Raw genomic sequence first — 18,855 nt, forward strand, 5'->3', positions numbered from 1 at the left:
AGTCATTCATGCCGCAATACGACGTTCACCTGAACCCTGGCCCGATGCGCGAGACGGTTCCCTTGGTGGTGCTGGTGCAGTCTTCGCTGTTCGACGGCTACCGTCGCCGGGTCGTGGTGCCACTGGTGCTGCGCTCGTCCTTGCCAGCAGGGGCCAAAGTAGTGGGCACCCGCATGAATCCGGTGTTCAATATTCAGGGGCATACCTTGGTGCTGCACCCGCTGGACATGGTGTCTGTGTCCAGCGAGCAGCTCGGTCCTTGTGTGAGCAGTCTGGCCGATCAGGGGCAGGTGATCGCCGATGCCCTCGATGAGCTGTTGACGCGCAGCTGGGGCTGAACTCAGGCGGCTTTTTGCGAGCGTTTTGGAAGAGCTGCCCACGCCCGCGCGCCCTGCACCACATCGCCCACCACGATGATGCTGGGGCTTTGCAGCTGTTCACGCTGCACGGTCTGCGCCAGTTCACCCAGCGTGGTCAAGGCTTCGCGCTGTGTCGGCAAGCTGGCGTGCTGCACCACGGCCACGGGGGTGTGGGCGGGCAGGCCTTGCAGCAAACCGTGGCTGATGTGCGCCAGGCTGCTCACGCCCATGTAAATCACCAGCGTCAGTTTGGCTTGGCGTGCCGTGGTCGCCAATTGCACCCAGTCGGTGCCGATGTCGCCGGGTTGGGCATGACCGGTCACCATCACCACACCGTGGGCGTGTTGGCGGTGGGTCAGGGGCGCGCCCAAACTGGACAAACCCGCCAGACCGGCGGTGATGCCGTTGACCACCTCCACCTCAATGCCAGCGGCACGCAGGTGCTCCACCTCTTCGCCGCCCCGGCCGAAGATGAAGGGGTCGCCGCCTTTGAGGCGAACCACCTGTTCACCCTCTTGCACGGCATGGATCATCATTTTGTTGATGAAGGCTTGGGGGGTGCTTTGGCAGCCGCCGCGCTTGCCCACATGGATGATGCGTGCCTGAGGTGAGGCATGCGCCAGTACGGCATCGTTGACCAAGTCATCCACCAGCAGCAGGGTGGCGTTGGCAATCGCTTTGACAGCTTTCAGGGTGAGCAGTTCCGGATCACCGGGGCCGGCACCGACCAAGGTGCAGCGTGGGGCAGACATAACGGTCATGGCAAGTCGATGGATCGAAGCAAAGTGGAATGCTTCCAATTTTCCAATCTATAGATGCTGCTCACAAATACATATTTGAAATAAGTTGAATGACCCAGACCCAGACCCAGACCCAGACCCAGGGCCTTGGACTGACAGCGCTGCCAACAATCAGGCGGCTTGCATGCCGTGCTGCAATTTCAAGGCGGTGCAGGCCGCGGATCTCCAAAATGCCCACAAAGCCTGGACCGCCTCAGGTTGCGTGCTGGTGGCCGCCACGCTGCCTGAAAATGTGGTGATGATCTCCACCGCCTGAGGTAAGCCGCCCACAACGGTGATGCCCGGGACGCCCCGCATTTCGCTCAGTTGCTGAAAGCCCAGCGCCACTTCCCCTTGCGCCACCAAAGTGCCAACGGGCACCCCCGGTTTGGCTTGAACGATGCGGTCTTTGATGTGTTCGGCGATGCCCCAGGCTTCAAACTGTTTGGCCAGTTGCACGCCACTCGGGCCAGTGGAATAACCCAGCGTGGGTGCGGCCAGGACGGCGGCCAGAAGTGCGGCTTCGGTGGAAATGTCGGGCAAGGGCTGCCCTGCGGGCACGGCCACGGCGACGCCCGAGCGCACCAAGTCGGCGCGGCTGCCCGCCAGCACATGGCCGCTGGCCATCAGTTTGTCGATGGCGTCGCTGGCCAGTACCACACCGTCAAAGGCTTCGCCCGCTTGCACGCGGTGGGCCGCATCCACGCCGCCGACCGACTCCAGTTGGATGTGAATGCTCGGGACATGCGCTGTGTAAAGCGCCCCCAAATCGGCCAGCAGTGCTTTGGTGGCCATCGAGGAAATCAGTCGCAGTGTGGTCATGGTGTGGGCTTTGAAGTGGTGGGTCTTCGAGCCAATGATTATGGCCAAGCCCCATGCCAGCACCCATGCCCCGCTTAAACTAGCTGTTATGCAAATTCTGGGTATCGAATCTTCTTGCGACGAGACGGGTGTGGCCTTGGTCGAAACCACCGGCGAGGCTTTGCCGCGTCTCTTGTCCCACGCGCTCTACAGCCAGATCGAGATGCACCAGGCCTATGGCGGCGTGGTGCCCGAGCTGGCCAGCCGCGACCACATCCGCCGGGTGCTGCCACTCACGCGCCAGGTCATGGCCGATGCAGGACGCACCTTGGCCGATGTGGATGTGGTGGCCTACACGCGCGGGCCGGGTCTGGCCGGGGCGCTGTTGGTGGGTTCGGGCGTGGCCTGTGCGCTGGCGGCTTCATTGGGCAAGCCTGTGCTGGGCGTGCACCATTTAGAGGGCCATTTGCTGTCGCCGTTTTTGAGTGCCGATCCACCGGAGTTTCCGTTCATCGCCTTGCTGGTCTCGGGGGGGCACACCCAACTGATGCGGGTGGACGGCGTCGGTCGCTATGCGTTGTTGGGCGAAACCATCGACGACGCCGCTGGCGAAGCCTTTGACAAGTCAGCCAAGCTCATGGGCCTGCCCTATCCCGGTGGACCGGGCTTGTCGCGCTTGGCCGAGCAGGGTAACCCTCACGCGTACAAGTTGCCGCGCCCCCTGCTGCACAGCGGCGACTTTGATTTTTCTTTTGCAGGCCTCAAGACCGCGGTGCTCACGCAAAGCCAAAAGATCGGCGCTGCCGCGCACACCGAGGGCGCCATCGAGCGGGCTGACCTGGCTGCATCCACACAGGCGGCCATCGTGGAGGTGTTGGTCAAGAAGTCCATGAACGCCCTCAAGGCCACGGGCATGAAGCGCCTCGTGGTGGCCGGTGGTGTGGGGGCCAACCGTGAACTGCGGGCCCAGCTCAATGCGGCCTGTGTCAAAGCTGGAGTGCGTGTGCACTACCCCGAGCTTCACCTGTGCACCGACAACGGCGCCATGATCGCCATGGCCGCTGCCATGCGTTTGCAGTCAGGTGCACAAGTGGCCGAAGCGCGTTACAGCTTCGACGTCAAGCCGCGCTGGCCTTTGCATGAACTGGTTTAAGCCGAGCCGTTAAACTGCCCGACTTTCAGGCCTAACCCGCGTGAGCGCGGGTTCTATTTTTAATATGCGTTTGTCTTTGATCACTTCACGTCGTGCGCTGGTTTTGCTGGTTGCGGCTTTTTGTTTGGCGCCCGTTGGGGCGCAATCGCCAGCCCCCATCAAGCTGGCATTGATCGAGGGTCTGAGTGGCCCCTTTGGCAACACGGGTGAGGCGGTGGTGCGCAACATCGCTTGGGCGGTCGAGCGCGTCAATGCGCGCGGCGGTGTCAAGACAGCCCAGGGCCTGCGCCCCATGGTGCTGGAGCGTTACGACAGCAAAGGCCAAAGCGAAGAAGCCTTGTCGGCCCTCAAATCGGCCATCGATGATGGCGCGCAAGTCGTGCTGCAAGGCAACTCTTCGGCCAACGCCGCGGCCTTGATCGATGCCATCAACAAACACAATGAACGCGAGCCGGCCAAGCGGGTGTTGTTTTTGAACTATTCGGCGGTCGACCCGGCGCTCACAAACGAGAAGTGCAGTTTCTGGCACTTCCGCTTTGATGCCCACGCCGACATGCGCATGACCGCCCTGATGTCGGTGTTGCGCGATGACAAAAAAGTCCAATCGGTCTACCTGATTGGGCAGGATTACAGCTTCGGACAGGCCGTGCTGCGCGAAGCCAAACGCCAGCTGGCTGACCAGCGCCCCGATGTGAAAGTGGTCGGTGACGAGCTGCACCCGATGGGGCGGGTGAAAGACTTTTTGCCTTACGCCGCCAAGATCAAAGCCAGTGGTGCGCAAGCGGTGATCACCGGCAACTGGGGCAATGACCTGACGCTCTTGGTCAAGTCGGCACGCGAGGCCGGCTACGAAGGCAAGTTCTACACCTTCTACGGCAATGCCCTGGGGGCACCTGCGGCTTTGGGTGATGCGGGTGTGGACCGTGTGATCGCTGTGGCTGACTGGCTGCCCAATGTGCCGGGCAAAGCCAGTGAAGCCTTCTACCAGTCATTCCGCCAACGGTTCAGCAAGCCGTCTGAGGACTATGTGCATGTGCGCATGCAACTGATGGTCGAGGCACTGGCGCAGGCGGTCGAAACGGCGGGGAGCACCGAGCCTGTGGCGCTGGCGCTGGCGCTGGAAAAAGCCCGGGTGAGCATGGCGGGGCAAACCGGCTTCATGCGTGCCGAAGACCACCAATTCCAGCAACCGCTGGTGGTGGGGGTGATGCAGCGCCAGGGCAGCCCCGGTGTGCCCTTCGATGTCGAAGGCTCCGGCTACGGCTTCAAGGTGGTGCGGCAAATCAAGGCCGAGCAGGCCCGCTTGCCCAGCAGTTGCAAGATGGTCAAGCCGGGTTAAGTTGGGTCAAGCCGGGTTAAGCCGTCACCCGAGCCGTTCGGTGGGCAGCCCACCAAGGCGTGCGCTGTGTTGCAGGTCCTGCACCATCCGGGCCAGCGAGACCGCAGTGCGTGCCGTCATCGGGTTTCTTTTTCAACGTCTTGCGCAAAATTCGCGTTTTGCAGCGGGTCGTTCTCAGCCATCCAGCTGCTGTAGACCGTTTTGAAATCGGCCACGATCTGCGGCAAAGGCATGTCATCAAAGGTGCCGCGCTGGTTCACGTACTCCATGTGCCGGTTGCCGGCCTTGTCAAAGGGGTGGTAAATCGAGTCGTTTCGCCCGTCAAACGCCAGCGGCAGCAGGCCGAATTTGTCGCACAACTCGATGTTGAAAGCGGGAGTGGCCTTGACCCATCGGCCCTCCAGCCAGATGTCGGCATAGCCGTGCCAGATGAACACATCGGTCTGCATGGTCTGGCGCAAGCGCTCGGTGCTCAGGTGGTTGCGCACATCGGCGTAGCCCAAACGTGCATGCAGTCCCGCGGCACGGCAAACGGCTGCCATCAGCGCCGCTTTGGGCACGCACCAGCCTGAGCCCTGGGCGATGACCGAGCTGGCCCGCATGCCTGGGGGCGACAGGTCGATGCGGTAGGGGTCATAGCGAAATTGGTCGCGCACCGCCAGGTACAGCGACACCGCGCGTTCGCGGTCGGTGGCGCCTTGCGCATGCTGGCGCGCCAAGGCGATCACATCTGGGTGGTCGCTGTCGATCAAGGCCGTGGCGGCCCGTGTGGCGGGGGAGGGCAGGTCGGTCATGGGGTTCACTGTAGCGCGCGCGGCAGCTCGGGGGTGTCACGCTGGCTATAGTGGCTCATCGCGCCTTCAATCTGGCGCAACTCCAGAAAGGCAGCCATGGCATCGGTGTTGAGTTTTGGCGCGGTACGCGTGCACTTGGGTGAAAAGTCGGGCAAATACCCGGACGGCAACCAACTCATCGTGCAGGGGGCCGAGATGCGGGTGGCCTTTGACACGCCCGAGGTGGCCAACCGCATCGGCACCGAGCTGGACACGGTGGACCTGGTCATCCTCGGCCATGTACACGAGGACCACATGGCTGGCCTGCACCGTCTGCCGCACGCCTGCGTGCAGGTGCACGAGGCCGACCTGGCCGCAGCCCAGTCGTGGGACGGCATGTGTCGCCACTATGGCTACCCGCAAGACGTGCTGGACGCGATGCTGGCCATCGTGCAAAAAGATTTTCACTACCAACCCCGGCCCGACGCCACCGGCTACACCGATGGTGCTTTTTGGGACTTGGGCGGTGGTGTGCACGTGCGGGCGCATCACCTGCCGGGCCACACGGCGGGGCACTGCGCCTTGGTGGTCGAAAGCGAAGGCCTGGCCTTCATTGGGGACATCGATCTGAGCGGGTTCGGCCCCTATTACGGCGACGCCACCTCCAGTCTGAGCGACTTTCGGCGCACCTTGAAAAAAGTGGCCGAGCTGGATGCGCGCATCTGGGCCACTTCGCACCACAAGGCGGTGATCACCGAGCGGGCGCAATTCATGGCCGAGCTGGCCCGCTTTGCCAGCAAGATCGACGAGCGCAGCGCGCAACTGCTGGGCTATTTGCAAACGCCTCACAGCCTGGATGAACTCGTCAACCGCCGTCTGCTCTACCCCGCAGGCTACGACGTGCCCTTTGTGCCTTGTGCCGAACGCCACACCATCGCCATGCACCTGGATGAACTGCTGGCGCAGGGGCACATCGCCCCACAAGACGATGGCCGGTATGTGGCGCTGTGAGTTGGGGGTGGGGGCCACCACCCCAAAATGCCCCGGGCCGCAAAGACCGGGGCGTGAACTGACAAAATCATCAGGCAACTGCAAGAAGCATGGCAAGCCCAGTATACTGTAAATATAAACAGTATTTTGTGGATCAAAACACTGCAACCTGAGCCCCGCCCTGATCATGTTTGCCCCCGATACCCCCCAAGCCTTGCCCCCCGGACCCTGGTGGCTACAGGCTTTACCCGCCAGCATTGCGGCAGGTTTTCCATCGCCCGCGGAAGACCACCAGGTCGAGCGCATCGACCTCATGCAGCAGCTGGTCAAGCACCCGCAGGCCACGTTTTACATCCGTGTGCGCGGCGAAAGCATGCGCGACGCGGGCATCCTTGACGGCTCGGTGGTGCTGGTGGATCGCGCCATCAACCCGGCAGATGGGCACATTGTGCTGGCGGTGATCGATGGGGACTTCACCTGCAAAACGCTTCGCCTGCCAGGCGAGGGCATCCGTTTGCAAGCGGCCCACCCTGACTACCCCGACATCGTGCCCAAAGAGGGTCAAAGTGTGGAGATTTGGGGTGTGGTGGTCGCGACCATTCACCAACACCAAACCTGAACACTGAACTTGAAGCGATTTTTCCGACATGGCCACCATCTCCCCACGCCAGCGCCGCGATGACTTTCAAGCCTCTCGGGTCTATGAATACCCGCAGCATTTGCGCGAAGCCATCGAAGACGCGCCCACCGGCGCAGGCGTCTACACCTTCCACGGTCAAGAGGGCGACTTGCCGCTGTACATCGGCAAAAGCATCAACATCCGCGCCCGTTTGCTCTCGCACTTGCGGACACCCGACGAAGCCCGCATGCTGCGCCAGACCCAGCGCATCAGCCACATTCGCACGGCGGGGGAGATCGGTGCGCTGCTGCTGGAGGCCCAAATGATCAAGGCCCAGCACCCCCTGTTCAACCAAAAACTGCGCCGCAACCAACAACTGTGCAGCTTGCAACTGACGGGCGAGGTGCCGCAAGTGGTCTATGCCCGAGACATCGACTTTGCCACGCAGCCCGACCTGTATGGGCTGTACGCCAGCCGCCACGCGGCGCTCCATGCACTGCGGGCCATGGCCGACCAACACAAGCTGTGTTATGGCCCCTTGGGTCTGGAAAAGTTGCCGCCTGGCAAAGCCTGCTTTCGGGCGGCCCTTCGCCAATGTGCGGGTGTGTGCCGGGGCGATGAAACCCCCGAGGCGCACCGTGAGCGTTTGTTCAGCAGCCTGCTGGCGATGCGCGTGGAATGCTGGCCCTACCCGAGCGCGGTGGGCCTGATTGAGCGCGATTGCGAGTTCACGCAAATTCACGTGGTCAAGCACTGGTGCTATTTGGGCAGTGCAGCCACGGTCCAAGAGGCGGGCCAATTGAGCCAGGCCGCCACCTCTGTGGCCGATGGTTTTGATGCCGACAGCTACAAAATTTTGTGCCGCCCGGTCCTCACGCAGAGTGTCGAGATGGTGTTGTTGTGAGCCACCTTGGGTGCTTTCAGCATCGGTCTTCGCGCATGCGCTGCAGTTGCGCGCTGTCCACCGCCAAACGCACGCCCAAAGAACCGCTGCCTGCCCGCACCGGAAATTTGCGCAGAGCCATCTCAAGCGCCTCGATCGCTGGGTAAGCCGCGCAGGCCTGCACGATGCGCGTCATCAGCCGCTCTTGGGTGGCGTAGAGCCCATCGGCCGCCAGTCGCTCTATTTCGATCACCAGCGGGTCGTAATCGAACACATGCGCCATGCCGTCTTGGGCAATCAGCACCAGATCAGGGTGGATCCACAGCGTCAAATCCAGCGCATGGTACTCGGGCACGGTGTCGCCAGGGGCATAGGTGCCGATGCAGGTGGCCAGACGAAAGTCTTTCAGTTCGATCTGGCTGGCGGTCGAGGTGGGCAGGGTCATGGGCGTTCAGCGGCAAGTTCGTGGGTTGGTGTTCTGGGGCTCAGTGCCTGCTTCGGAGCCGTTGGCTCTTGCGGCTTTTTTCAAAAAATGCGTCCGGCTTGGTTTGTACCCAGCGGATGAAGCGGGCCACCGCTTCGTGTTGTTTCAAAGCTTCGACCGTCGCATACAGGCGCGCCAATTCGGCCTCGGTGAACAGCGCATGGATCTGGCGGTGGCAAATGCGGTGCAGCACCACGGTGTGTGCGCCGCCGTGCGACTTGGGCACCAAGTGGTGCGCGTCTTGTTGGCTGGGGGGAATGGGGCGCTCGCACAGCGGGCACAGCACAGCGAAGCTGCGCGGTGCAGGCAGGGCTTCGAGCTGGGCTTGAATGAGCTTTTTGCGGATGCGCCCTGTCACAGCAGAACCATTGTGTTGACCATGGCCCAAGGCTACAACAGCTGGCCGGCGGCGCAGCTTGCATCGAACGATTGATCCCGATCGCTTTCAGGGCATCAGGTCGATCAAGATTTCGTTGCGCCGGTTCCACGGCAGCGTGAAAGGGTCGTCGTAGCGGGCGATTTGGGCGCTGGGGTTGAGCTTGAAATTTCTGCTTTTCGCCCAAGCCCTCAGTCGCTCGGTTTGTTCTTCGATGCTGGCTTGCGTGGTGAAGCCGCTGAAACGCACGGCCACCGTCTCGTGCTCGGGCACAGTGCGCAGCTGGATTTGTGGGTTGAGCGGCTGGGGCAGGGTCTGCACGCTTTCAGCGGACGGCATCACAAAGTGCATACGCCAACCCTGGTCTTCGGGTACCACGGTGACGGGCGCAGTCATGGAGATTTTGCGCTGCGCCCCAAGACCCGCTTGGAGGTTGTCGCCAAAGATGTAAGACGCAATGCGCCGAAAGCCGCTGCGGCTGGCGGCGTCAAAGTCGCCGCTGATTTGGGTTTGTGCCACTGTGAAAGCGGCGTAGCGGCGCACTTCAAAAGGCGGATCTGAGATCAGCACGGTGTAACGCGGTTCTTCAACGGCCATGGCGGCTCCACAAAAAAGTAACAAAACAGCAATGAACCAAGGCATAAACGCTCGCTTGCAAAAGGGGTCGTGTCAGACATTAAAGCAAATGGGGGGCGGGCCATCGGTTTGCTGGTGCACGCTGGTGGGCCCAGTTGGCGTGGATGGGTGTAAACCCTCAAATATGCTTGTTTAGTGGCCAAAAAATTCAAATAAATAACATTTAAAAAGTAAATTTTTGGATAACAACATTAGGATATGAATAATTTTTAATTCATGTCCACGGCCTGTGGCCGCAGTGCCTTGCAGCTCACCCCCCACCAAGCCAAATACATCGCGCACGACCTGACCCTGCAGCATGCAGGCGGCGGGCTCGACCGCTTGAGCCAAGCGCTGTTCAACGCCAGCGTGGACCTGAACCCGCACCAGATCGAAGCGGCCGTGTTTGTGCTGCGCTCGCCACTGAGCAAGGGCGTGTTGCTGGCCGACGAGGTGGGCCTGGGCAAAACCATCGAGGCAGGCATCGTGCTGTGCCAATACTGGGCCGAGCGCAAGCGGCAGCTGCTGGTCATTTGCCCCGCATCGCTGCGCAAGCAATGGGCGCTGGAGCTGCAAGACAAGTTCAACCTGCCTGCCGTCGTGCTGGACGCCAAAACCTGGCGCGAAGCCCAGCGCCAAGGCGTAAGCCCTCTGCGCCAAAAAGCCGTGGTGGTCATGTCGTATGCCTACGCCACCCGCATCAAAGAAGAGGTGCGGTCCATGGCTTGGGACTTGGTCGTCATCGACGAAGCCCACAAACTGCGCAACGCCTACCGCAAGAGCCACAAAATCGCCCAGGCCATCCGCTGGGCCACGGGCGACAGCCGCAAGCTGCTGCTGACTGCCACGCCGTTGCAAAACTCGATTTTGGAGCTGTACGGCCTGTCCATCCTGATCGACGACAGCATCTTTGGCGACCTGGGCGCCTTCAAAAGCCAGTTCACCGGCGCGGGCGGTGACTTGGGCGGCCTGCGCCAACGGTTGGACAGCTTTTGCAAACGCACCTTGCGCAAAGACGTGACCGAGTACATCAAGTACACCGAGCGCAAAGCCATCACGCAAAAATTCCGGTCCACCGATGACGAACATCGTTTTTATGAAGCTGTCAGCGATTACCTGACCCGAGAAGACAGCTACGCCATCCCCCGTCGGCAACGCCACCTGACCGAGCTGGTGCTGCGCAAACTGCTGGCGTCCAGCTCGTTGGCCATTGCGGGCACCTTGGGTGTGATGAAAGAGCGCCTGCAAAAACTGCGCGACGGAAAAATCCAGAACACCGCCAACTGGGACCAAAACGACGGGATCGAAACCCTGGTCAGCCAGGAGGAAATGGAAGAAGACCTGCTGGACGAAATCCTCAACGCCAGCGAAGAAATACCCGACACTGCAGCCCCCACAGACCCCGCCCAGCTCGACCGCCAACGCCTGAACGCCGAAATTGCCGAGCTGGACCGCCTGCACGCCTGGGCGCAAGGCATCGGCACCGACACCAAAACCACCGCCTTGCTGCAAGCGCTGGATGTGGGCTTCAACGCACTGGCCCAAATGCAAACCGGGGGCGCGGCCCAACGCAAAGCGCTCATCTTCACCGAGTCGCGCCGCACGCAGGAATACCTCAAACGCTTTCTGGAGCACAACGGCCACGCGGGCAAAGTCGTGCTCTTCAGCGGCACCAACTCAGGCCCCGAGGCCAGCAGCATCTATGAACGCTGGCTCACGGCCAACCAAGGCACGGGCCGCATCAGCGGCTCGCGCGACATCGACACCCTCACCGACTTCTCAGATGTGCAGCATCATGGACTTACAAAGAAAGACTGGAATGACAAACACGTCTATTTCATGAAAGACCTGGATGCGCAGGGCTTGCCTGTGTTCATTGAGTCGGTGATGGGGTTGATACGGTAGCGGCTTGTTTTGACTTTTTTGCTTTGAAAAAGGGGATGTGATGTCCGATGGCATAGCCGTGACTGAATTGAGAGCGCTGGCTTATCAGCTCGCTTGCGCCAGCTGCGTAGGAGTGTCGTTGACAGCTGTCTCATGACCTCTCTGGGCATGAACAATGGATACCTTTTTAATTCAATGCAATCATTCGGGATTCGAAAAGTGCGTCGAAGATTTTTAAAAATAGAGTGCGACGCCATGAACATCTCGACCAAATCAGTCCCCTTGGATTCGAGCGCCAGCGTCAAACCGCGCTGTGTAAAAGTGTCTACAGGTTTGGGGGAGTGCCAGTGTTTGTAGCAGGGGCGGTAAATGTGTTTCAGGATCGCGCTGGCCGCTTGGGCAGCACGGCAGGCCAATTCGGTGATGGGGTTGCAGGTCTTTATACTGTCCATTTGTACAGTATTTGACCATGCCCCTCCCCATGCTCGCCCTCATCGACGGCAACAACTTTTACGTCTCTTGCGAACGCGTTTTCCAGCCCTGGCTGCAAGGCCGGCCGGTGGTGGTGCTGTCCAACAACGACGGTTGCGCCATCGCCCGCAGTGACGAGGCCAAGGCCCTGGGCATCAAGATGGGGGCGCCGTACTTTCAGCTGCACGAGCTCGAGCGCGACGCGGGCTTGATCGCGCTGTCGGCCAACTTCGCCCTGTATGGCGACATGAGCGACCGCATGATGACGCTGGCCGCAGGCCTGGGTCACAAGCAAGAGGTGTATTCCATTGACGAAAGTTTTGTGGACCTGAGCGGCATCCCCGGTGACCTGGTGCGCCGCGCCCGCACCATCCGCAGGCGCATTTTGAAGTGGATTGGCATCCCGACGTGCATCGGCATTGGGCCCACCAAGACGCTCGCAAAGCTAGCCAACGCCATCGCCAAAAGTGCCGAGCGCAAGCCCGGCAGCTACCCGGCGCAGCACGCGCAAATCTGCCACCTGGGGGCGTGCAGCCCGCAAGAGCTGGCCGAGTTGCTGCAGGCCACCGAAGTGGGCGAGGTGTGGGGCGTGGGCCCGCGCATCGCAGCGCAGCTGCGGGCGCAAGGCATCACCACAGCGCAAGACTTGGCCATGATGAGCCCGGCGGCTGCGCGGGCCATGCGCTCGGTGGTGCTGGAGAAAACCGTGCGTGAACTCAATGGCACGCCTTGCATCGAGTTCGAAGACGAACCGCCGGCCAAACAACAAATCGCCTGCACCCGCAGCTTCGGCCGCCCGGTGACTGAGCTGGCCGATTTGCAGCAGGCCGTGACCGAATTTGCCTGCCGCGCTGCAGAAAAACTGCGCAAACAGAAAGGCCACGCAGCGCAGGTGATGGTGTTCATCCGCACCAGCCCGTTCCGAAAGCAAGACGCGCAGTACAGCCGCAGCGCCTGCCTGCCGTTGCCCGTGCCCACCAGCGACAGCGCCCACATCACGCAGGCGGCATTGGCTTTGCTGGACAGCATTTACCAGCCGGGTTTTTTGTATGCCAAAGCGGGTGTGATGCTGATGGGTTTGCAGCCCGCCACGCGCCAACAGATGACGCTCGATTTGTCGCGCCATGCAGGCGATGCCCAGCCCGCCAACCGCACCCGCTTGATGCAGGCCATGGACCAGATCAACCAGCGCCACGGCCGGGGCAGCCTGAAGCTGGGCAGCGCAGGCACAGGGCAGGCGGCGCAAATTTGGCACATGAAGCAAGACTTCAAAACCCCCGCGTACACCACCGATTGGGCCCATTTGCTCTGTGTGCAGATGGACCCTGGCAGGGCGTTCCCACAGTGGCCCTGAGTTCAGGGCGGTTATTGGAATGGCCCACAGGTGGCCACTGCTAGACTCATGGCCTTGAAAAATTCCAAAGTAGACCTTTCGCGCGATGCGCCCATCGACATCGTTTACCTGTGGGTGGACGGGAACGATTCGAACTGGCGAGCCAAACGCCAAGCCGCCCTGCAGCAATTGCCGAGTGAGTCGAGTGCCGCCATGGCGCGCTACAGCAATGTGGAAGGGCGTTTTCGTGACAACCACGAGTTGCGCTACAGCCTGCGGGCGCTGGAGAAGTTTTTCCCCGAGCACGGTCATGTCTACATCGTCACCGATGCGCAGGCCCCTGGCTGGTTGCGCGCATCCAACCGTTTGACGCTGGTGGATCACCGGGACCTGATGCCAGAGGCCTGCCTGCCCACTTTCGATTCAGGCCACATCGAGTCTTGGATTCACCACATTCCCGGCTTGTCAGAGCGCTATTTTTATTTCAACGACGATGTGTTTTTTGGGGCGCCAGTTCGGGTCAGCGATTGGTTCAGCGAAGCGGGCTTTCATGTCACCTGGTCGGACGAGCCTTGTGTCACCGACGAGGCCATGCGCATGGACGCCACGTCGCTTGAGAACGCGTGCCGCTTGTCCATCCAGTGGCTGACTGAAAAAGCCCGCTCGGGCACACCTGCGCTGCGCACACAAGACCCCTTGTACCAAAGCACTTTTCGCACCTTCGCCCATTCACCCCGGCCCATGCTCAAGTCGATCTTGTTGGAGTTGGAGGGCACGGCGCCCGAGTTGTTTGCCGCCGTCCGCTCCACCGTGTTTCGCAGCTGGGACAAGCCCACCATCGTGTCGGATTTCGTCTTGCGCTGGGCTTTGGCGCATGGGGTGGCCAGCGTTCGGCCCTACCGCCACCGCTATGTGTCAACCGGTGAGGTCGATCAAAACACGCAGTTGCAGGCCTTGCAGGCTGAGTTTGGTGCGCTTGAATTTTTTTGCATCAACGACACCACCGACGATGCACAGACCCAAGACCCGAGGCTACAAAACGTGCTGAACGTATTGCAAAGCATCTTGCCCAAACCTTCGGCGTTTGAAAACGACCCGGTCATGGATGTTTCTGCCGCGCGGCAAACGCACTGGGGGGAGGCTTCAACACTTGACCATGCGCTGAACGCAGGCCAAGTGTCTGTCCCGAAAAAAAGGGCGTGAACCTTCGGGGTTGTTGCCTTAGGCGGCTTTGGGCGTGGCCAACTGGATGATGGATTGCACATTGGCAGCTTGGCCAATGGCCCAGCAGGCCTGGATCAGTTCGGTGGTCTGCGCTTGGCCCAAAACAGGATCACTCAGGCCGTGGAATTTGCCCTCGAGCAGCGCTTGGGTCATGGGGTTTTGCAGCGAGCCGATGGCGTGCTCCACAAACACATGCACCGTGCTGCCATCGGTCAAGGTGGCGGTCACATCGGCACTGGCTTCGTCGATCGAGTCGTCCACCGTGGCCACCACTTTGCGGCGCAAGGCCACCATGTCGTCGCGCGTCACGATGTGGTCCGAGAACTCCTCTTCAGCGGCATAACCAAAGGTCAGTCCTGCGGCGCAGCCGTGGTAGACACTGAACTTGGCTTGCAGGCCATCGACGGGTTCTTTTTTGCCCGTCAGCTCCAGCACCAGGGAGTGCACGCGCAAGTCGATGCGTTGCACTTGTTCTGGGCGCACGCCTTTGGCACGCAATTGAGCGCAGGCGTCGATGCTGGGGTGGATCACGATGCCGCAGGCAAAGGGCTTGTAGCTGTTGAATGAAATCTCAAAGCGCTCGCCCAATTCGTGGGTGATCTCGCGCCAGTCGTTTTTGATGGACACGGTTTGCATCATGCCGCGAGGTGCTTCCAACGCTTTGGGGCTGGCGGTGAAACCTTGCTGGGCCAACAGGGCCGACATCAGGCCTGCACGCGCGGCAGCGCCGGGGTGGAAGGGTTTCGTCATGGTGCCGAACTGCTCGCGCATGCCAATCGGCTGCGAGGCAGCGATGCCCAAAGCCATGGCGGTTTGTTGCTCGTTCAGTTTCAGCAAGCGCGCACAGGCTGCTGCGGCGCCCAAAGTGCCGGTGGAGCCGGTGATGTGCCAGCCACGGTCGTAGTGGTCTGGGTACATGGCGTTGCCCACACGGCAAGCCACATCGATGCCGATGACGAGCGCGTCGATCACTTCGCGGCCCGAGCACTGCTGGTGCTCGGCCAAAGCCAAAATGGCCGAAGCCACAGGGCCTGCCGGGTGGATGATGGTTTTGAGGTGGGTGTCGTCAAAGTCGAAGGTGTGCGAAGTGATGCCATTGAGCAGGGCGGCGCTGGCCATGTCCACTTTGGTGGATCGGCCCAACACACTGGCTTGTGCTGCGGGCTGCAGCACTTGCACGGCGGCCAAGGCGGCGTCAGCGGCTTCATGCCCGGTGGCGCCCACGGCGCAGCCCAGCCAGTTCATGAAGGTGCGGTGCGCCTCCAGATCGACCGCGTCGCTCCAGCCTTTGGAGGGGTGTGTGGCCACGAAACGGGCCAAAATTTGGGTGACCGCAGGGGCGTTGTGGTCGGCGGTAACTTGGGTATTGCGTGCCATGTGGTGTTCAGTTGTCGAGTTGGATGTTGCGAGCTTTGGCGATGGCGGTCCATCGGACAATTTCAGCTTTGATGAAGGCCCCGAATTCGTCGGGCGTCATGGTGAGGGGTTCGATGGCTTCGATCGAGAGTTTCTCGCGCAGGTCCGGACTTTTGAGCACGGTGGCCAAAGTGTCGTTGAGCTGCTTGACGATGGGTGCGGGCATGCCCGCGGGGCCGACCACGCCGTACCACTGCTGGGCATCAAAGCCCTTGAAGCCAGATTCGTCGAGTGTTGGGATGTCTTTGTATTGCGGGTGGCGCTTGGGGCCCGTGACCGCCAAGGCGCGCACGCGGCCCGATTTCATGTGGGGCACAGCGGCCGCCAAGCCTGGGAACATGGCTTGGGTCTGGCCACCGATCAGGTCGGTGAAGGCCAGGGCAACGCCCCGGTAGGGGATGTGCACCATGAACGAATTGATTTGTTGCTTGAACAGCTCCATGGTCAGGTGGGTCAAAGAGCCTTGACCCGCCGAGCCGTAGCTCAGGCGTCCGGGGTTGGCTTTGACGTACTCCACAAATTCTTTGAGGTTGCGCACGGGCAGCGACGCGTTGACGACCAAGACATTGGGCGTGGCGCCGATCATGCCGATGGGCGTGTGGTCCTTGATCGGGTCATAAGGGACTTTGCGTGTGGCGGGACTGGTGCCGTGGGTGGCCACATAACCTTGCAGCAAGGTGTAGCCATCGGGCGCGGCGCGCGCGGCAGCTTGGCAAGCGATCACACCGCCACCGCCTGCTTGGTTGTCCACAATGAACGATTGCTTGAGCAACGCGCCCCAGCGTTCGGTCACCGTGCGGCCGACCATGTCGCTGCCACCACCGGCCACCACGGGCACGATGTAGCGGATGGGTTTGCTTGGATAAGCGGCTTGGGCGTGCCCCAAAGTGGGCAGCAGGCCCAAGGCTGAGGCGGCTTGCAGCAGTTGACGGCGTTTCATGGGGGGGGCTCCATTTGAGAGTTTTCTTCGAGTCGGACCAGGGCGTCTTCAACGTGGCGTGTCATCAACAACTCGGCTTGCGCAAAGTCACCTTGGCGCAGCGCCCGGACGATGGTTTGGTGTTCGGCAATCGAGGCCTTGCGGCCCCTGTTGCCGGAGAGGTTTTTGAGGCGCGAGATGTGCAGTTTTTGCACGATACCGCGGTAAATTTCGGCCATTTGCACATTGCCTGCCGCCTCCACGATTGCCCAATGAAAACGCAGGTTTTCTGCGTAATACCGGTTGGCGTCGGCGCATTGGAAGGCGTCTTTCATGCTGCTGGTGGTGCTGACCAAAAATTTGACCAAGCGATCGCGCTCCTTTTTGGGAAGTTGCGCGGCAGCGCGCCCTGCGAATCCATCGAGCAAAGCCCGAAGCTGGTACAGGTCACGCACTTCAACCCAGCCGAGTTGGCGGACAAACACCCCGGCGTGCTTGCGTGAAACCACGACGCCTGAGCTTTCGAGTTCTCTGAGCGCTTCTCGGACCGGGACCCGCGAGACATTCAGACGCGCAGCCACATCGGGTTCGTTGATGCGCTGTCCGGGTGTCAGGCTGCCGTTGAGGATGCCGGCCAGCACATCGTCGCGCACCAACTTCGCCAGGGAAGTGGCGGGCACTTTGTGCGGCAGTTCAGCGCTGTTTTCGGCGAGCCAGGGGAGCATGCGATCTTGGTGTGTGGTGATCTTTTGAGTGACTCAATATCGTATACGAAATCACTGTCGTCTTGTTATCGGGAAATCCCTAGCGCTGGGTGAGGCGTGATGGTCATGCGTTTTTCAGAGGGGAATGCCGTGGCGTATAGGGTTTTTCTCAGGTTGGCTGAACTTGGTTTTCGTATACGATAAAAATTGATCTGATCAAAAGCACCCAAGAGTGCGCCCACCCCACTCACCATTTTTGGAGACAAATCATGAACATCTTGCAAGTGATCGCCGGCTTCGGCATGTGCATATTGGCCAGCAGCACGGCCTTGGCGCAGCCTGCACCCTATCCTGTGCCGCGTGTGTCGTTGGTGACCCATTCCAGCCCTGGGGGAGGCACAGACGTTTTCTTGCGAGACTTTTCCAAGCAACTGAGCACGGTGATGAAAACCAGTTTTGCGGTGGAGAACATCCGTGGTGGCAGCGGCGCAACGGCTGTGGCGGCGGTGGCCAAAGGCGCGCCTGATGGCTCGATTTTTTATGGCACCACCCCCACTTACATCCAAACCACGCTGCTGTCCAAGCCCGCCGTTGGTTACGACGGCCTGGACCCGATGCTGATTGTCTTTTTGGACCCTGAGCTGATTTACACCCGTGCAGATTCGCCCCACAAAACACTGGCCGATGTGATCGCATTCGCCAAAGCCAACCCCGGCAAATCGCGTTGGGGTGCCTCCAATCCTGCTTCGCTGGAGCGCATCGCCATGGAGCGCTTGTCACGTGCTGCGGGTGTGAAAGTCCCAATCGTCAGCCATGAAGGCGGTGCAGACCAAATGATCGGGGTGTTGAACGGCACGTATGACTTGGGTATCGGTGAAATGCAGGAACTGCAAGGCCAACTCGAAGCCGGAAAAATTCGTTTGTTGGCCACTTTGTCCGAAACCCGACTGCAAGGTTTGCCTCAATTGCCCACGGCCAAAGAGCAAGGTTTCAATGTCGTCGTGCGCAAATTCCGTGGCTTGGCTGGCCCTAAGGGGGTGCCAGACAGTGTGGCCAAAGCTTGGGAAGATGCCGCCCGCAAAGTGATCGAGTTGCCTGCTTACAAAGCCGAGTACACCCGCGAGAACTTGACACCCATGGTGTTGGGGCGTGAGGCTGCCCGCAAATTCACCGCCGAGGTGGCCGCTGAAACGGTCGCTTCATTCAAAGAGTTGGGGTTGTTGAAATGAGCGTCCCCGAGCGCCAATCCAATTTGATCACTGGCGCATTGGGCTTGTTGTTCTCGGTGGCATACATTCGATTTGCCGGTGGTATCGAGGACAGTTTGCTGGCCGATGCGGTGGGCGCAGCGGGTGTGCCCATGTCGATTGGTGCTTTGATGGCGTTGGCCTCGTCGTTGCTGCTGCTCAAAGGGCTGTTGCAAAAGCCGGCACCTGCTGTGCAGGCGAATGCGCAAGAGGCAGCGCCTGACGATTCCCCCTCCAATCCGCACGGCCTGGCTCTGGGCCTGTTGTTGATCTTGTCCATTTATCTGCTGCTGCTGCCCTGGTTGGGTTACGTGATGGCCATTGGTTTGTTGTCTGCCGCAGTGGCTTGGTTCGCCGGTGGACGTGAATCCAAAGTCTTGTGGGGTTTTGTGTTCATCACCGGTCCACTGATGTGGTTTTTGTTTGACTTTGCGCTCAAAGTCAAAATGCCAACGGGCGTTTGGCCCACACTTTTGGCAGGTTGAT

General features: G+C 60.7%; 20 protein-coding genes. 11 read left to right on the forward strand and 9 right to left on the reverse strand.

Going from position 1 to position 18,855, the window contains the following annotated elements; genetic code table 11:
* Nucleotides 1-8: 8 nt before the first annotated feature.
* The gene (locus ACHEXK_RS04580; RefSeq protein ID WP_416548187.1) at nt 9-338 is read left to right on the forward strand and encodes a CcdB family protein; all 330 of its coding nucleotides are present in this window, start codon (nt 9-11) and stop codon (nt 336-338) included.
* Between the two features lie 2 nt (nt 339-340).
* Here the strand turns inward: ACHEXK_RS04580 and cobA are convergent, their stop codons facing one another.
* Both cobA and ACHEXK_RS04590 read right to left on the reverse strand, forming a co-directional pair.
* Nucleotides 341-1,120, reverse strand: coding sequence for a uroporphyrinogen-III C-methyltransferase (gene cobA / locus ACHEXK_RS04585; RefSeq protein ID WP_416548188.1), 780 nt, complete (start codon nt 1,118-1,120; stop codon nt 341-343).
* A 150-nt stretch (nt 1,121-1,270) separates the two neighbouring features.
* Entirely contained in the window at nt 1,271-1,960 is a 690-nt protein-coding gene (locus ACHEXK_RS04590) for a substrate-binding domain-containing protein (protein WP_416548189.1), read from the reverse strand.
* Nucleotides 1,961-2,048: 88 nt separating this feature from the next.
* Here ACHEXK_RS04590 and tsaD point away from each other — a divergent pair, with 88 nt between their 5' ends.
* Entirely contained in the window at nt 2,049-3,092 is a 1,044-nt protein-coding gene (tsaD, locus tag ACHEXK_RS04595) for a tRNA (adenosine(37)-N6)-threonylcarbamoyltransferase complex transferase subunit TsaD (RefSeq protein ID WP_416548190.1), read from the forward strand.
* 64 nt (nt 3,093-3,156) lie between these two features.
* A complete protein-coding gene (locus ACHEXK_RS04600; protein WP_416548191.1) occupies nt 3,157-4,431 on the forward strand; it encodes a branched-chain amino acid ABC transporter substrate-binding protein in 1,275 nt (424 codons plus the stop codon).
* Between the two features lie 116 nt (nt 4,432-4,547).
* Here ACHEXK_RS04600 and ACHEXK_RS04605 read toward each other — a convergent pair whose 3' ends face one another.
* Nucleotides 4,548-5,225, reverse strand: coding sequence for a transglutaminase-like domain-containing protein (locus ACHEXK_RS04605; protein ID WP_416548192.1), 678 nt, complete (start codon nt 5,223-5,225; stop codon nt 4,548-4,550).
* Nucleotides 5,226-5,321: 96 nt separating this feature from the next.
* On the opposite strand from ACHEXK_RS04605, the gene ACHEXK_RS04610 reads away from it, so the two are divergent.
* The 3 genes from ACHEXK_RS04610 (at nt 5,322) to cho (ending at nt 7,717) form a co-directional block, all read left to right on the forward strand.
* Complete coding sequence (locus ACHEXK_RS04610) at nt 5,322-6,215, forward strand: MBL fold metallo-hydrolase (RefSeq protein ID WP_416548193.1); 894 nt, start codon at nt 5,322-5,324, stop codon at nt 6,213-6,215.
* A gap of 166 nt (nt 6,216-6,381) precedes the next feature.
* Complete coding sequence (locus tag ACHEXK_RS04615; protein ID WP_416548194.1) at nt 6,382-6,813, forward strand: LexA family protein; 432 nt, start codon at nt 6,382-6,384, stop codon at nt 6,811-6,813.
* A 28-nt stretch (nt 6,814-6,841) separates the two neighbouring features.
* Entirely contained in the window at nt 6,842-7,717 is an 876-nt protein-coding gene (gene cho / locus ACHEXK_RS04620) for an excinuclease Cho (protein WP_416548195.1), read from the forward strand.
* Nucleotides 7,718-7,733: 16 nt separating this feature from the next.
* On the opposite strand, the gene ACHEXK_RS04625 is transcribed toward cho, so the two are convergent.
* Genes ACHEXK_RS04625 through ACHEXK_RS04635 form a run of 3 tightly spaced genes read right to left on the reverse strand, consistent with a single transcriptional unit; the run spans nt 7,734 to nt 9,153 of the window.
* A complete protein-coding gene (locus tag ACHEXK_RS04625; RefSeq protein ID WP_416548196.1) occupies nt 7,734-8,141 on the reverse strand; it encodes a dihydroneopterin aldolase in 408 nt (135 codons plus the stop codon).
* A gap of 40 nt (nt 8,142-8,181) precedes the next feature.
* On the reverse strand, nt 8,182-8,568 hold the full coding sequence (locus ACHEXK_RS04630) for an HNH endonuclease (RefSeq protein ID WP_416548197.1): 387 nt from the start codon (nt 8,566-8,568) through the stop codon (nt 8,182-8,184).
* A gap of 57 nt (nt 8,569-8,625) precedes the next feature.
* Nucleotides 8,626-9,153, reverse strand: a complete 528-nt coding sequence (locus tag ACHEXK_RS04635; RefSeq protein WP_416548198.1) for an SOUL family heme-binding protein — start codon at nt 9,151-9,153, stop codon at nt 8,626-8,628.
* A gap of 255 nt (nt 9,154-9,408) precedes the next feature.
* Between ACHEXK_RS04635 and ACHEXK_RS04640 the strand changes: the two genes are divergently transcribed.
* From ACHEXK_RS04640 to ACHEXK_RS04650, 3 genes are all read left to right on the forward strand, one after another.
* Complete coding sequence (locus ACHEXK_RS04640) at nt 9,409-11,076, forward strand: DEAD/DEAH box helicase (RefSeq protein ID WP_416548199.1); 1,668 nt, start codon at nt 9,409-9,411, stop codon at nt 11,074-11,076.
* Between the two features lie 460 nt (nt 11,077-11,536).
* Nucleotides 11,537-12,880, forward strand: a complete 1,344-nt coding sequence (locus tag ACHEXK_RS04645) for a Y-family DNA polymerase (protein WP_416548862.1) — start codon at nt 11,537-11,539, stop codon at nt 12,878-12,880.
* A gap of 54 nt (nt 12,881-12,934) precedes the next feature.
* A complete protein-coding gene (locus tag ACHEXK_RS04650; protein WP_416548200.1) occupies nt 12,935-14,062 on the forward strand; it encodes a Stealth CR1 domain-containing protein in 1,128 nt (375 codons plus the stop codon).
* An 18-nt stretch (nt 14,063-14,080) separates the two neighbouring features.
* On the opposite strand, the gene ACHEXK_RS04655 is transcribed toward ACHEXK_RS04650, so the two are convergent.
* From ACHEXK_RS04655 to ACHEXK_RS04665, 3 genes are read right to left on the reverse strand one after another with little or no spacing between them, the layout of a single operon-like run.
* Nucleotides 14,081-15,460, reverse strand: coding sequence for an MmgE/PrpD family protein (locus ACHEXK_RS04655; RefSeq protein WP_416548201.1), 1,380 nt, complete (start codon nt 15,458-15,460; stop codon nt 14,081-14,083).
* 7 nt (nt 15,461-15,467) lie between these two features.
* Nucleotides 15,468-16,439, reverse strand: coding sequence for a Bug family tripartite tricarboxylate transporter substrate binding protein (locus tag ACHEXK_RS04660; protein WP_416548202.1), 972 nt, complete (start codon nt 16,437-16,439; stop codon nt 15,468-15,470).
* The gene (locus tag ACHEXK_RS04665; RefSeq protein WP_416548203.1) at nt 16,436-17,143 is read right to left on the reverse strand and encodes a GntR family transcriptional regulator; all 708 of its coding nucleotides are present in this window, start codon (nt 17,141-17,143) and stop codon (nt 16,436-16,438) included. Before ACHEXK_RS04665 ends, ACHEXK_RS04660 begins: the two co-directional genes overlap by 4 nt.
* Before the next feature lie 248 nt (nt 17,144-17,391).
* Between ACHEXK_RS04665 and ACHEXK_RS04670 the strand changes: the two genes are divergently transcribed.
* Entirely contained in the window at nt 17,392-18,351 is a 960-nt protein-coding gene (locus ACHEXK_RS04670; RefSeq protein WP_416548204.1) for a Bug family tripartite tricarboxylate transporter substrate binding protein, read from the forward strand.
* On the forward strand, nt 18,348-18,854 hold the full coding sequence (locus ACHEXK_RS04675) for a tripartite tricarboxylate transporter TctB family protein (protein ID WP_416548205.1): 507 nt from the start codon (nt 18,348-18,350) through the stop codon (nt 18,852-18,854). The genes ACHEXK_RS04670 and ACHEXK_RS04675 overlap by 4 nt, the downstream gene beginning before the upstream one ends.
* Nucleotide 18,855: the final 1 nt, after the last annotated feature.

Origin of the sequence: Limnohabitans sp. DCL3, assembly GCF_048019295.1 — a bacterium.
GTDB lineage: Bacteria > Pseudomonadota > Gammaproteobacteria > Burkholderiales > Burkholderiaceae_C > Limnohabitans_A.